The organism is Stenotrophomonas sp. YJH_SMC_80 (assembly GCF_059372495.1).
In genome coordinates, this window is sequence record NZ_JCAFVP010000005.1 from 108,345 (window position 1) to 120,946 (window position 12,602).

Sequence of the window (12,602 nt, forward strand, 5' to 3'; positions counted from 1 at the left end):
GCGCCGCGTCACTGCGGGCGCGGGAAGCTGGCGATGATCTCCAACTGCTCCTGTGCCTCGGCATTGCCTTCGGCGGCGGCGGCCTGCACCTGCGCAATGTCCGGGTGCAGGACCACCAGCAGTGGGTTCTCGCAGACCGGGCAGGCGTACTCGGTGGCGTCCTCGTCAAGTTCCATTTCCATGGCACGCGAGCTGCCCTTCCATTCACAGGCCGGGCAGGTGTGCTGCTGGTCGCGCCAGCCGGGCTGGAAGTAGTTTTCGATTGTCGTTGCCATGGGGGGATCCAGTTGGGATCGGGTCAGAGCGCCGCGCAGCGGGGATCCGACCCTCGAGACGGTCAGTGCAGCAGCACCAGGGTGGCCAGGCCGAGGAAGGTGAAGAAGCCCATCGAATCGGTCACGGCGGTCAGGAAGATGCCGCTGGCCAGCGCCGGGTCGAAGCCGAAGCGTTTCAGCGTCAACGGCACCAGCACGCCGGCCAACGCAGCAAACAACAGGTTGCAGGTCAACGCGATGGCGATCACTGCCGACAACCCGGGCGAGTGGAACCAGGCGAGCACGATCAGGCCCAGCACCGAACCCAGCATCACGCCGTTCAACAGCGCGACCCGTACTTCCTTCCACAGCAGGGTGCGGGCGTTGGAGGCGCCCACCTGGCCCAGCGCCAGGCCGCGCACCATCAGTGCCAGCACCTGGGTACCGGCGTTGCCGCCGAGGCCGGCGACGATCGGCATCAGCACCGCCAGCGCCACCAGTTTGTCGATGGTGCCTTCGAAGTGGCCGACCACGCTGGAGGCCAGGAAGGCCGTGCACAGGTTCACCGACAGCCACATCAGGCGGCGGCGCATCGCGCGCCAGACCGGGCTGAACAGATCTTCGTCCTCGTCCAGACCGGCGGCGCCCAGCGCCTGGTGCTCGGCCTGGCCGCGGATGATGTCGACCACGTCATCGATGGTGATGCGACCGATCAGGATGTTGTTGTCATCCACCACTGGCGCGGAGATCCAGTCATGGTCGGAGAACTGGCGGGCGACTTCCTGGTCGCTCTCGCCGACGTCGATGGCTGGCTGCTCGTCGTCGATCAGGCGATTGATCGGGGTGGTGTCCTCGTGGGTCACCAGTGCCGCCAGCGACACGCGGCCGAGGTACTGATGGCGGCGGCTGACCACGAACAGGTGGTCGGTGTGGTCGGGCAGTTCACCGCGCAGGCGCAGGTAGCGCAGCACGACGTCGACATTGACGTCGGCGCGCACGGTCACCACGTCCGGATTCATCAGGCGACCGGCGCTGTCCTCGGGATAGGACAGGACCTGTTCCAGGCGCTCGCGGTTCTCGCGGTCCATCGACTTGAGGACTTCGTCGATGACCGTGTCCGGCAGGTCTTCGACCAGGTCGGCCAGATCGTCGATGTCCAGGTCTTCGACCGCGGCGATGATCTCGTCCGGGTCCATGTCCGCGAGCAGGCTTTCGCGCACGTCGTCGCCGACGTGGACCAGCACCTCGCCGTCGTCTTCCGGATCAACCAGTCCCCACACCACCTCGCGCTTGCCCGGCGGCAACGATTCGAGCAGGTTGCCGATCTCGGCCGGGGCCAGGGTGTTGACCAGGCGACGCACCGGGCCCAGTCGGCCGCTGTCCAGTGCATCGGACAGCATCCGCAGTTGGCGCGCAGTCTTGTCGTGGCGTACAGCTTCAGCCATCGCAGCTCCCGCGGGGATAAGAAAAGCCGCGATCCCGGCAAGGATGCGGCAACAGGGGTGTTCAGCGCGTCATTATCGCAAGGCGATGTTTCAACGCATAGCCGCCGGGTGGCGGTAGTGCCGGCCGCTGGCCGGCAACCTCTTGGTCTTCGATGGGGAGGCTGCCGGCCAGCGGCCGGCACCACCCTTGGCGCTCAGGGCGTATCCGCCACCAGTGCCAGCCAGCGTTCGATCGCGCGGCGGTCGCGCGCGGCCAGCAGCTTCGGTGCGCGCGCGCGCAGCATGGCCAGGTCGGCCTCGCGGACCGCGCGGCGTACTTCCAGCAGCGTGCCCGGGTGCAGGCTGAACTCGGTCAGGCCCAGTGCCAGCAGCAGTGGGGTCATCCGCGCATCGCCGGCCATCTCGCCACAGACCGCCACCGGGATGCGGTGGCGCGCGCCGGTCTCGATCACCATCTGCAGCAGCCGCAGCACCGCCGGGTGCAACGGCGAATACAGCTCGCCCAGTGCTTCATTGTTGCGGTCGGCCGCCAGCAGGTACTGCACCAGGTCGTTGGTGCCGATCGACAGGAAATCGACCAGGTCGATGAAGCTTTCAAGCGCCAGCGCCGCAGCAGGGACTTCGATCATCGCGCCCAGTGGCACGTGGTCGGACACCATGTGGCCTTCGCCGCGCAGCTGTTCGGTCAGCTTGAGCATGCGGCGGCGCACTGCCAGCAGTTCCTCCCGGGTGCTGACCATCGGCACCAGCACCCGCAGCTTGCCGTAGGCCGAGGCGCGCAGGATCGCGCGCAGCTGGGTGTCGGCTACCTTCGGCCGTGCCAGCGACAGGCGTACGCCGCGAAGGCCGAGCGCCGGGTTTTCTTCGTTGCTCAGGGTCAGGCCGGTGCGGTCGGCCTTGTCCGCGCCCAGATCGAGGGTGCGGATGGTCACCGGTCGCCCGCTCATGCCCAGTGCCGCATCGCGGTAGGTCTGGAACTGTTCTTCTTCATCCGGCAGCTCGTTGCGCTGCAGGAACAGGAATTCGGTGCGGTACAGGCCAAGGCCGTGGGCGCCCAGCGCATGCGCCTGGGTCACGTCCTCCAGCGACTCGGCATTGGCCAGCAGGGCAATGTCGACCTGGTCGCGGGTGCGGCTGGGCTTGCTGCGCAGGCGGCCGAGCTCGCGCTGTTCGCGCGCGTGTTCCTTCAGTCGCGCGCGGTAGTCGCGCAGATTGTCGGCCTGTGGATTGGCGGTGATGCTGCCGTCGGCGCCGTCGATGATCAGCACGTCGCCATCGGCGATGCGGCTGAGCAGCTGCGGCACGTTGACGATCAAGGGCAGGTGCAGGCTGCGCGCAAGGATCGCGCTGTGCGAGAGCGCGCTGCCGGCGGCGGTGACGATGCCGACCACGCCTTGCGCCTGCAGCTGTGCCAGTTCGGAGGGCGCGATGTTGTCGCAGACCAGGATCTCGCCGGCCAGGCCTTTCACCGCTGGCGGGCGTTCGGGCTGCAGGAAGGCATGGATGCGGCCGATCACATGGTCGAGGTCGTCCATGCGGCTCTTCAGGTAAGCATCGTCCATGCCGTCGAAGACCTTGGCCAGGCGGTCGCGCTGCAGGCGCAACGCATAGCCGGCGCTGTACGGTCCGCTGCGGATCAGTTCGTCCAGCCCATACAGCAGCTCGGGATCGTCCAGCAGCAGCGCATGCAGGTCGAGGAACTCACCCACTTCCTGGTTCAGCGCTCCATGCAGGCGCTGGCGCAGCTCGTGCATCTCCGACCGCGCGGCGTCCACCGCGCGATGCAGGCACGCCAGCTCGGCCTCGACCTGGTGGGCGGCAACGCGCTGCTCGGCCACTTCCAGTGCATGCGGCAGGCGCACGCGGGCGCGGCCCATTGCCGTGCCGCGGGCGGCACCATGCCCGGCCAGCAGCAGTACCGGCCGCTGGCCGGAAGGGGGTTGGCCGGCGCGTGCGCGTGGCACGCTCAGCTGTCCTCGTCGAAACGGCGTTCGAACAGGCCGACCACCGCCTCCATCGCGGCGGCTTCGTCCTCGCCGTTGATCCGCACGGTGACCGGGGTGCCCTGGCCGGCGGCCAGCAGCATCACGCCCATGATGCTCTTGGCGTTGATCTCACGGCCTTTGGCGGCCATGGTCACGTTGCAGCGGAACGGCGCCAGGGTCTGCACCAGCTTGGCGGTGGCCCGGGCATGCAGGCCCAGGCGGTTGCTCACGGTGAGTTCTCGTTCAAGCATCGTCGACTATCGCTCCATTACGGGTACCCGCCGCGGCTGTGGCGGGCAGTTGATCCAGTCCCTGTTCCGGATAATTCATCACCCGCAGCAACATCGGCAGGCTCAGCGCCGACACCCGGCGAACCGGGGTCCCCAGCCGGGCCAGCTGCCCGGCAAGGTTGGCAGGGCTGGCGCCGTACAGGTCGGTCAGGATCAGCACACCATCACCCCCGTCAACCCGCCGCAGGGCGGCCGAGGCGAGCGGGAGCAGGGCGTCCAGGTCTGCGTCGAACGGTACTTCGAAAGCTTCGGTTTTCAGCGGCAACTGCCGCAGGAGCCGGGTCGCCACGTCAAGCAGGGCGGTCCCGACCCCGGGATGTGTTACGAGGAGAATGCCACAGGTCATTACTGCACGTTAACAGGTCAAGGTGAATTGGCGATAGCAGCAGGAGAGGGGCACTGTGTCCCGTATTCAGCGTTGCTCCCAGGGGAGGCCTTTTCCGTTGAGAAAGAGATCCGACCCCATCCGTTTTTCGATGCCTGACAGCGATTCATCCACGCATGGCGTGGATCCATCGTGTCGACCAGGGTCGACACCCACCAACAGCAGCAGAAATCTGTCAGAGGCGGGGCGGTGGGGCAGGCAGGACCGTTGGCGCCATGGATGGCGCCATCGAGCCCCCAGGGGTGAGGGCGCTTTGCTTGCGAAGCACTGCTTCGCAAGCGCCCGAACGCCCAGCCGCCAGCGGCTGGGCCGGACCGCGGAGCGGGGTTCACGGCGTGTCCTGCAGACCCACACCGCCCCGCCATCCCACGGAATGCCGCTTCTGCTGTTGCTGTTGCTGTTGCCGGCCAGCGGCCGGCACTACCGGCGGGTGCCGGGCGCAGCCCGGCCGACCCCCCTCAATCCTGTTCGCGGTGGTACGTCGCCACGTCTTCCCAGCCCATCTCGCGGGCATGCCGGGCCAGGCGCTCGGCCAGGAACACCGACCGGTGCTTGCCGCCGGTGCAGCCGAACGCCACTGTCACATAGCTGCGGGTGCCATCACCCAGCTTCGGCAGCCAGGTATCGAGGAAGTCCATCAGCTGGGCCAGGTAGCGCTGCACGTCCGGCTGCGCTTCCAGGTAGTCGCGTACACCCGGTTCGCGACCGCTGAGCGCGCGCAGGTCCGGGTCCCAGTGCGGATTGGGCAGCACCCGCGCATCGAACACGAAGTCCGCCTCGGCCGGCACGCCGCGCTTGTAGGCGAACGATTCGAACAGCAGCGACAGGCCGGTGGCATGGTCCATCGTGAACTCGGTGATGATCCGCCGCCGCAGCTGATGCACGTTGAGGCTGCTGGTGTCGATCACCGCATCGGCCTCGCGGCGCAGCGGTGCGGTCAACTCACGTTCGCGGGCGATGGCTTCGGGCAGCGACAGGCCCAGCTGGCTCAGCGGATGGCGGCGGCGGGTGTCGGCGTAGCGCTTGAGCAGCGTCTCGTCGCTGGCTTCGAAGAACAGCACCTTCACGTCCACGCCGGCGTCGGCCGCCAGCTGCCGCCAGTCGCCCAGCTGGCTCAGGTCGGCCTGGCCGCGAACGTCGATGCCTACGGCCAGACGCCGTGGTGCGCTGCCGTCGTGGTTGGCCAGCAGGCTGCGCACGAAGTCGGGCAGCAGATTGATCGGCAGGTTGTCCGAGCAGTAGTAATCCTGGTCCTCGAAGGTCTTCAGGGCGACGGATTTACCCGAGCCGGACAGGCCGCTGACGATGATCAGGGTCGGGGCGGAGGGGGTGGCGGTGCTCATGGACAGGCTCTTCGAAGGGCAGGGAAATCAGGGTGTTCGCCGTTCCAGCAGGTTGCTGTGGCGGGCGATGAACATGGCTGCCGGGTCGATGCCCTTGGTGCGCAGGATGTGCAGGCGGGTGGCCGCCTCGGTCAGCACGGCCAGGTTGCGGCCGGGCATCACCGGCAGGGTGATCAGCGGTACGTCCAGGTCCAGCACATGGCGGGTGCCCGAATCGCCGGTCAGGCGCTCGTAGCCATGCGGGGTGGGTTCGGTCATCGGCTTGGTCAGGTGGACGATCAGCCGAAGGTACTTGTTCTTCTTTACAGCCGTGTCGCCGAACATCTCGCGCACGTTCAACACGCCCAGGCCGCGCACTTCCAGCAGGTCCTGCAGCAGCTCCGGGCAGGTGCCATCGAGTACATCGGGCGCGATCTGGGTGAATTCGGGGGCATCGTCGGCCACCAGGCGATGGCCACGGCTGAGCAGTTCCAGCGCCAGTTCGCTCTTGCCGGATCCCGCTTCGCCGGTGATCAGCACGCCGATGGAATAAATCTCCATGAACACGCCATGCAGGATCACCCGCGGCGCCAGCGTACGCGCCAGGTGGTAGGACAGGTGGTTGAGCAGTTCGTGGCCGCGCTTGGGCGACAGCCACAGCGGCGTGCCGGATTCATCCGCGGCGGCGCGCAGGTCTTCCGGGCAGGCCTGGTTGCGGGTCAGCACCAGCGCCAGCGGGTGCGACTGCATGATCTTTTCGATGGTCTCCCAACGCTGGCGCGGTTCCAGCGCATCCAGCCAGGACAGTTCCTCGGTACCCAGGATCTGCACCTTGTTGGGGTAGATCGCATTGAGGTAGCCGGCCAGCGAGGGGCGCCGCGAGACCGTGTTGCCGGCCTCCAGCTCGCGCTTCTCGCCGGACTTGCCGGCAGCCCAGCGCAGCCCCAGCCGCTCGCGCTGCTGTTCGAACAGTTCACGGGCGGTGATGCTGGTATTCATGCGGCGCTCGCAGGTGGGGTCATGTCCAGCGCCTCGCGCAGCGCCCGGGCATCGCCCGCTTCGCGCAGGGCCTGGCGGATGTCCGGCGCCGAGAACAGCTCGGCCAGCTCGGACAGCAGCATCAGGTGCTGGTGGGTGTAGTGGGCGGGGACGGCCATGGCGAACACCAGGTCCACCGGCTCGTCGCCACCAAAATCGACCGGGGTGGCCAACCGCAGCAGGGCGCCGCGGGGGCGGTCCAGGGTTGGCGCGCGGCCGTGGGGAATGGCGATGCCGTGGCCGATGGCGGTGCTGCCCAGCGCTTCGCGCTGGCACAGGTTCAGATAGATCTGTTCGGCGTTGGCCTGGCGGCAGGCCAGCAACCCGGCGGCGGCCTGCAGGACGCTGTCACGGTCGGTGGCCGTGCAGAGCTGGGTCTGCACGGCCGCCAGGAGGTCAGTCAGGGGCATGTCTGCGGGGAACGGTGGCGATCAGCCACCATTGTCGCCCACCGGCAGCGGTGCGTGCTGCTGTTTTTTCTCCTTGTGCTTGATCACCAGACGGTCAAGCTTGTCCGCAAGCAGGTCGATCGCGGCATACATGGTCTGGGCATTGGCCTCGGCGTGCAGGGTCTGGCCGGGAATGTTGAGGCTGGCGTCGACGTGGTGTTCGGTCTTCTGCAGCTTGAGGGTCACCCGCGCTTCGCAGTGCTGGTCGAAGTGCTTTCCGATCCGGGCCAGCTTCTCCTCAACATAGGACTGCAGGGCCGGGGTGACTTCGACATCTTTGCCAAACGTTTCGATGCGCATCGGGTTTCTCCTGTGTTCGGATGTGCCAATGAACCTCTCCGCCGGGCGCGGCGGCGCGTCAAGCGATTCTGACCCTTTCGTGCGAGGCGGAAATGTTCATGGCTTCACGATACTTCGCCACGGTGCGTCGCGCTACTGGAATTCCCGACGATTTGAGCAGGTCAGCCAGCTTGGCGTCAGAAAGCGGCTTGCGCGGGTTCTCGTCGTCGATCAGGCGCCGGATCATCGCCTGGATGGCGGTGCTGGACGCCTCGCCACCGCTCTCGGTATCGATGCCCGAGGCGAAGAACGCGCGCAGCGGCAGGGTGCCTCGCGGGGTACGCACGTGCTTGCGGGCGATCGCGCGCGAGACCGTGGATTCGTGCAGGCCGAGCTCGGCGGCGATCTCGCGCAGGGTCAGTGGACGCAGCGCCTGCTCGCCGAATTCGAGGAAGCCGGCCTGCTGCAGGATCAGGCTGCGCACGACGCGCAGCAGGGTGTCACCACGCTGCTGCAGCCCTTTCAGCAGCCAGCGCGCTTCCTGCAGCTGGGCACGCAGGTAGCCGGCATCGGCGTCGCCACAACGTCGGATCAGCTGTTCGTAGCCGCGGTGGATCACCACCTTCGGCCCGGCATGCGCGGCCAGCGCTGCGCGCCATACGCCGTTCTGCCGCCACACCACCACATCCGGCACCACATAGGTGTCCTGCGACAGCGGCGCGATCTGCGTGCCCGGGCGCGGGTCCAGCGAACGCAGCAGCGCCACGGCAGTCTCGACCTCGTCCAGCGGCAGCTTCAACTCATGGGCGAGCCCGGTGACGCCGCTGCGCGGCAAACGTTCCAGGGGTCCTGCGGCAATCTGTCGCGCCAGGAGCAGACCGGGCGTGTCGCCGGCCAGCACATCCAGCTGCAGCAGCAGGCATTCGCCCAGCGTGCGTGCAGCCACACCCACCGGATCGAAGCGCTGGATGCGATGCAGCACGGCGAGGATCTCGTCCTCGTCGGCGTGGATCGCCGGCAACAGGGTTTCAGCGATGGTGGCCAGCGGCTCGCGCAGGTAACCGTCGTCGTCCAGTGCATCGATCAGTGCGGCACCGATGCTGCGATCACGCGAGGACAGATGCGACAGATGCAGCTGCCACAGCAGATGGTCGGCCAGTGTTTCGGTTTCGGCTACGCGCTCGGCAGCGTTGCCGTTGTCGTCGTCATCATCGAAGCTGCCACCGCTGCCGGTCGTGGTCCAGTCCAGTTCGGTCGGCGCCCAGTCGTCGCCCTCATCGCTGCGCTCTGCAGGCGCTTCGTTGTCGTTGCCATCGCTGCCTTCATTGGCGGCGCTGCTGTCGTTGCTGTCGGCCCAGTCCAGCAGTGGGTTGCTTTCCACTGCCTGCGCGATCTCCAGCTCCAGTTCGGTGGCCGACATCTGCAGCAGCTTGATCGCCTGCTGCAACTGGGGCGTGAGCACCAGTTGCTGTCCCAACGATGTCTGCAGCCGAGTCTTCATGCCTGTGCCGAAAGGAAGGAAAGGGACCCGGCGACTGCTTCACAGCTTGAAGGAATCCCCGAGGTAGACGCGGCGTACATCGGCGTTGTCCAGGATCGCCTCCGGCGAACCCTGGGCCAGCACGCTGCCCTCGGCGAGGATATACGCGCGGTCGCAGATACCCAAGGTCTCGCGCACGTTGTGGTCGGTGATCAGCACGCCGATGCCACGCTGCTTGAGGTGGGTGACGATGCGCTGGATCTCGCCGACCGAAATCGGGTCGACGCCGGCGAACGGTTCGTCGAGCAGGATCAGGCGCGGTTGTGCGGCCAGTGCGCGGGCGATCTCGCAGCGGCGGCGTTCGCCACCGGACAGGCTGGCGCCGAGCTGGTCGGCGACATGGCCCAGCTGCAGTTCGTCGAGCAGGCCGTTCAATTCGCGCTCGCGGCCGGCCGAGTCCAGGTCCTCGCGCAGTTCCAGCACCAGGCGGATGTTGTCGGCCACGGTAAGCTTGCGGAACACCGACGGTTCCTGCGGCAGGTAGCCCACCCCCTGCTTGGCGCGGGTGTACATCGGGTCGCCGGTGATGTCCTTGCCGTCGAGCACGATGCTGCCGGCATCGGCGGCCACCAGACCGACGATCATGTAGAAACAGGTGGTCTTGCCGGCACCGTTGGGGCCGAGCAGGCCGACCACTTCACCCGCATCGAGGGTCAGCCCGAAGTCCTTGACCACTTCGCGCTGCTTGTACTTTTTGCGCAGGCCCTTGGCGACGAGCATTACTTCCTGCTCCCGGCCGGCTGTGCCGGCGTGGTGGCCTTGGGCTGTGCCGCAGGCGCGGCCGGGGTCTTGTTCTTCGGCGGGATGACGGTACGCACGCGGCTGCCGTCACCACCGGAGTTCATCTCGCCGGTGCGGGTGTTGTAGACCATGCGCTGGCCGGCATTGGTGCCGCGCGCGCTGGTGACCTTGTAGTTGCCGGTCAGGGTGATGATCTCGGTCTTGATGTCGTAGTCGATGCGATCAGCCAGCGCATCCATCCAGGTGCCGTCATCAAGCTGCTGCTTCATCTTGGCCTGCTTGCCGGTGAACACCACGCGCACGGCCTCGCCGTCCTTGAGGTAGATCTCGGCCTCGGACGAACGCAGGTCCAGCGTGCCCTGGGTGATGATCACGCCCTGCGACAGCACGGTCTTGCCGTCGCCGGTGAGCATGCCGGACTGGGCGCCGGAATCGATGTGCATGTCTTCGTTGCGGTCGGTGGACTTGGCGAAGGCGGCGCTGGGGACAAGAAGACCGAGCGCGAGTACGGCGGCAAAGGGAATCTTCATCGGGGTCCGTTCTACCGGTGGGGGCCTGCCGGGCGGGCCGGGGGCGGAGGGTGGGGCTGCCGGCCCTGCGCCTGTCCGGAGACGTCGCGGGCTGGCGGCGGAATCAGCGTCTGGGCGTGTAACGGCCCTTGGACTGGCTGAGGAAATGATACGTGTTGTTCTTCGAATCCACTTCGAAGCCGACGCCGGACTGTTCCATGCCCGGGCGGGTCATGGTCACCAGGGCGTCGGTACGGGCGCGGTTCTCCTTCGGGAACACGTCCAGGTGGTCGGTGCGGAAGGTGGTCGGCACCACACCCGGGCCCGCCGGGCTGTCGCCGGCAACCTTGCCGCGCAGCTTCATCTCGTCGCCCTTGGCGCTGAGCCAGCCGGTCTCGGCACGCAGCGTCCAGTGCTTGCCATCCTTGTCCGGCATCTCGAACAGCGGGGTGGCGATGTTGATGGTCTGGTCGCCGCGCTGGCGCTCCAGCCGCGGTGCGCGAAGGGTGGTCGATTCCTTGCCGTGCTCATCCAGGGCAACGATCTGGAAGTCATGCAGGATGTAATCCACGCCGATTTCCTGGCCCCCCGTGGCTGGACCCTTGTCGCGGTTGCGCAGCGCCGCCCAGCTGCTCAGCAGGGCGGCCAGCAGCAGGCTGATGCCGAGCACGGTGCGCCAGTTCAAGGTGGGCAGGTTCATGCGCCAAACCTCGCCAGCACCGCATCCGCGCGGCCCTGGGCGGCCAGCAGGATGTCGCACAGCTCGCGCGCGGCGCCACGGCCACCCTCGGCGCGGGTCTGCCAATGCACGCGTTCGGCGATCCACGGATGGGCATTGGCCGGGGCCACCGCAAGGCCGACCGCACCCAGCGGCGCCAGATCGGGCAGGTCATCGCCCATGAACGCCACCTGTTCCAGGCCGATCCCGTGCTGCGCACACAGCGCCTGCACGCTGGCCAGCTTGTCGCCCACGGCGATCTGGGTGTCGATGCCGAGGTCGGCGCCGCGCTTGAGCGCGGACTGGCTGTTGCGCGCGGTGATCAGCACGGGGTGGATACCGTGCTGCTGCAGCAGTTTCAGGCCCAGGCCATCCTGCACGAAGTACGCCTTGCTCTCGTTGCCGTCCTTGTCGTAGTACAGCCGACCGTCGGTGAGGGTGCCGTCCACGTCGAAGCAGGCCAGGCGGATCTGGGCCGCAGCGGCATGCAGGTGGGCGGGGAAGGCGGGCAGGGGGGACCAGGGCATCAGGGCGGCAGGCTCGTTATGGGCGGGTGCGGCGTTACAGACTGAATGGGGTCTACGGACTGTCGGTTAAACCACCCGGGCCCGCAACAGGTCATGAATGTTCAGCGCGCCAACCGCGCGGCCCTGGCCATCAACCACGATCAGGCCGGTGATCTTGTGGGTCTCCATCAGGCGGGCGGCCTCGACCGCCAGCTGGTCGGCACCGATGGTGCGCGGGTTGCGGGTCATCACGTCGGCGATCTTCGCCGTGCGCACGTCCAGCGCGCTGTCCAGCGCACGGCGCAGGTCGCCGTCGGTGAACAGCCCGATCAGCACGCCGTCGGCGTCGACCACGGCGGTCATGCCCAGCCGCTTGCGGCTCATTTCCACCAGCGCCTCGCTGAGGCTGGCGTCGGCGCCCACGCTGGGCAGGTCGTCGCCGGTGTGCATGACGTCGGTGATGTGCAGCAGCAGGCGACGGCCGAGGCTGCCGGCCGGGTGCGAGCGGGCGAAGTCATCGGCGGTGAAGCCACGTGCATCGAGCAGGGCCACGGCCAGTGCATCGCCCATCGCCAGCGAGGCGGTGGTGCTGGAAGTGGGTGCCAGCGCCAGCGGGCAGGCCTCGGCCGGCACGCTCACATCCAGATGGATGTCGGCGGCGGCGGCCAGGCTGGACTGCGGGCGGCCGGTCATGGAGATCAGCAGGTTGCCCTGGCGCTTGAGCACCGGCAGCAGCATCAGCACCTCGTCCGATTCGCCCGAGTAGGACAGGGCCAGCACGACGTCGTCCTCGGTGATCATGCCCAGGTCGCCGTGGCCGGCTTCACCGGGGTGCACGTAGAACGCCGGCGTACCGGTAGAGGCCAGGGTGGCGGCGATCTTGCGCGCGATATGCCCGGACTTGCCCATGCCGGTGGCGACCACCCGCCCGCGGCTGGCCAGAATCGCCTGGCAGGCCTGCTGGAAGGCCTCGCCGAGGCGGTCGGCCACGGCATCCAGGGCCTGCCGCTCGATCTCGAACACGCGGCGGCCACTGGCAACCAGGCCGGCAGGGTCGACGGAACGGGGGGGCAACAGGGATTCGGCCATGCGGACGCCACGCAGCGGAAGTAGAATGGACCCACATTTTATTAGGAAAGCC

Annotated in this window: 15 protein-coding genes; all 15 read right to left on the minus strand. The window is 67.6% G+C overall.

Annotated features, from left to right (window positions below):
• Nucleotides 1-8: 8 nt before the first annotated feature.
• The 15 genes from AC5P99_RS10855 to AC5P99_RS10925 all read right to left on the minus strand — a co-directional run bounded on the left by AC5P99_RS10855 (nt 9) and on the right by AC5P99_RS10925 (nt 12,550).
• The gene (locus AC5P99_RS10855; protein WP_049451054.1) at nt 9-275 is read right to left on the minus strand and encodes a hypothetical protein; all 267 of its coding nucleotides are present in this window, start codon (nt 273-275) and stop codon (nt 9-11) included.
• A 62-nt stretch (nt 276-337) separates the two neighbouring features.
• A complete protein-coding gene (mgtE, locus tag AC5P99_RS10860) occupies nt 338-1,699 on the minus strand; it encodes a magnesium transporter (RefSeq protein ID WP_005408383.1) in 1,362 nt (453 codons plus the stop codon).
• Between the two features lie 194 nt (nt 1,700-1,893).
• A complete protein-coding gene (gene ptsP, locus AC5P99_RS10865; RefSeq protein WP_059033400.1) occupies nt 1,894-3,663 on the minus strand; it encodes a phosphoenolpyruvate--protein phosphotransferase in 1,770 nt (589 codons plus the stop codon).
• A 2-nt stretch (nt 3,664-3,665) separates the two neighbouring features.
• A complete protein-coding gene (locus tag AC5P99_RS10870) occupies nt 3,666-3,935 on the minus strand; it encodes an HPr family phosphocarrier protein (protein ID WP_005408385.1) in 270 nt (89 codons plus the stop codon).
• Entirely contained in the window at nt 3,928-4,320 is a 393-nt protein-coding gene (locus AC5P99_RS10875; RefSeq protein ID WP_005408386.1) for a PTS sugar transporter subunit IIA, read from the minus strand. The genes AC5P99_RS10870 and AC5P99_RS10875 overlap by 8 nt, the downstream gene beginning before the upstream one ends.
• 497 nt (nt 4,321-4,817) lie before the next feature.
• Nucleotides 4,818-5,702, minus strand: a complete 885-nt coding sequence (gene rapZ, locus AC5P99_RS10880) for an RNase adapter RapZ (RefSeq protein ID WP_446832404.1) — start codon at nt 5,700-5,702, stop codon at nt 4,818-4,820.
• 27 nt (nt 5,703-5,729) lie between these two features.
• On the minus strand, nt 5,730-6,680 hold the full coding sequence (hprK, locus tag AC5P99_RS10885) for an HPr(Ser) kinase/phosphatase (RefSeq protein ID WP_005408388.1): 951 nt from the start codon (nt 6,678-6,680) through the stop codon (nt 5,730-5,732).
• On the minus strand, nt 6,677-7,129 hold the full coding sequence (locus tag AC5P99_RS10890) for a PTS sugar transporter subunit IIA (RefSeq protein ID WP_032130191.1): 453 nt from the start codon (nt 7,127-7,129) through the stop codon (nt 6,677-6,679). The genes hprK and AC5P99_RS10890 overlap by 4 nt, the downstream gene beginning before the upstream one ends.
• 21 nt (nt 7,130-7,150) lie before the next feature.
• A complete protein-coding gene (hpf, locus tag AC5P99_RS10895; protein ID WP_004147311.1) occupies nt 7,151-7,468 on the minus strand; it encodes a ribosome hibernation-promoting factor, HPF/YfiA family in 318 nt (105 codons plus the stop codon).
• A gap of 58 nt (nt 7,469-7,526) precedes the next feature.
• Nucleotides 7,527-8,948 (minus strand): RNA polymerase factor sigma-54, encoded by a 1,422-nt coding sequence (locus AC5P99_RS10900; protein WP_446832405.1) that lies wholly within the window; start codon nt 8,946-8,948, stop codon nt 7,527-7,529.
• Nucleotides 8,949-8,987: 39 nt separating this feature from the next.
• Nucleotides 8,988-9,707 (minus strand): LPS export ABC transporter ATP-binding protein, encoded by a 720-nt coding sequence (gene lptB / locus AC5P99_RS10905; protein ID WP_005408391.1) that lies wholly within the window; start codon nt 9,705-9,707, stop codon nt 8,988-8,990.
• The gene (gene lptA, locus AC5P99_RS10910) at nt 9,707-10,258 is read right to left on the minus strand and encodes a lipopolysaccharide transport periplasmic protein LptA (protein WP_005408392.1); all 552 of its coding nucleotides are present in this window, start codon (nt 10,256-10,258) and stop codon (nt 9,707-9,709) included. Before lptA ends, lptB begins: the two co-directional genes overlap by 1 nt.
• A 103-nt stretch (nt 10,259-10,361) precedes the next feature.
• Entirely contained in the window at nt 10,362-10,937 is a 576-nt protein-coding gene (gene lptC, locus AC5P99_RS10915) for an LPS export ABC transporter periplasmic protein LptC (RefSeq protein WP_012479345.1), read from the minus strand.
• Nucleotides 10,934-11,482 (minus strand): KdsC family phosphatase, encoded by a 549-nt coding sequence (locus AC5P99_RS10920; protein WP_005408394.1) that lies wholly within the window; start codon nt 11,480-11,482, stop codon nt 10,934-10,936. The genes lptC and AC5P99_RS10920 overlap by 4 nt, the downstream gene beginning before the upstream one ends.
• Before the next feature lie 66 nt (nt 11,483-11,548).
• Complete coding sequence (locus tag AC5P99_RS10925; protein ID WP_012479347.1) at nt 11,549-12,550, minus strand: KpsF/GutQ family sugar-phosphate isomerase; 1,002 nt, start codon at nt 12,548-12,550, stop codon at nt 11,549-11,551.
• Nucleotides 12,551-12,602: the final 52 nt, after the last annotated feature.

Excerpts from the sequence above, each read along its gene's own strand:
- AC5P99_RS10855 (WP_049451054.1), bottom strand. The coding sequence starts at position 275 with ATGGCAACGACAATCGAAAACTACTTCCAGCCCGGCTGGCGCGACCAG.
- mgtE (WP_005408383.1), bottom strand. The coding sequence starts at position 1,699 with ATGGCTGAAGCTGTACGCCACGACAAGACTGCGCGCCAACTGCGGATG.
- AC5P99_RS10870 (WP_005408385.1), bottom strand. The coding sequence starts at position 3,935 with ATGCTTGAACGAGAACTCACCGTGAGCAACCGCCTGGGCCTGCATGCC.
- AC5P99_RS10875 (WP_005408386.1), bottom strand. The coding sequence starts at position 4,320 with ATGACCTGTGGCATTCTCCTCGTAACACATCCCGGGGTCGGGACCGCC.
- rapZ (WP_446832404.1), bottom strand. The coding sequence starts at position 5,702 with ATGAGCACCGCCACCCCCTCCGCCCCGACCCTGATCATCGTCAGCGGC.
- hprK (WP_005408388.1), bottom strand. The coding sequence starts at position 6,680 with ATGAATACCAGCATCACCGCCCGTGAACTGTTCGAACAGCAGCGCGAG.
- AC5P99_RS10890 (WP_032130191.1), bottom strand. The coding sequence starts at position 7,129 with ATGCCCCTGACTGACCTCCTGGCGGCCGTGCAGACCCAGCTCTGCACG.
- hpf (WP_004147311.1), bottom strand. The coding sequence starts at position 7,468 with ATGCGCATCGAAACGTTTGGCAAAGATGTCGAAGTCACCCCGGCCCTG.
- AC5P99_RS10900 (WP_446832405.1), bottom strand. The coding sequence starts at position 8,948 with ATGAAGACTCGGCTGCAGACATCGTTGGGACAGCAACTGGTGCTCACG.
- lptB (WP_005408391.1), bottom strand. The coding sequence starts at position 9,707 with ATGCTCGTCGCCAAGGGCCTGCGCAAAAAGTACAAGCAGCGCGAAGTG.
- lptA (WP_005408392.1), bottom strand. The coding sequence starts at position 10,258 with ATGAAGATTCCCTTTGCCGCCGTACTCGCGCTCGGTCTTCTTGTCCCC.
- lptC (WP_012479345.1), bottom strand. The coding sequence starts at position 10,937 with ATGAACCTGCCCACCTTGAACTGGCGCACCGTGCTCGGCATCAGCCTG.
- AC5P99_RS10920 (WP_005408394.1), bottom strand. The coding sequence starts at position 11,482 with ATGCCCTGGTCCCCCCTGCCCGCCTTCCCCGCCCACCTGCATGCCGCT.
- AC5P99_RS10925 (WP_012479347.1), bottom strand. The coding sequence starts at position 12,550 with ATGGCCGAATCCCTGTTGCCCCCCCGTTCCGTCGACCCTGCCGGCCTG.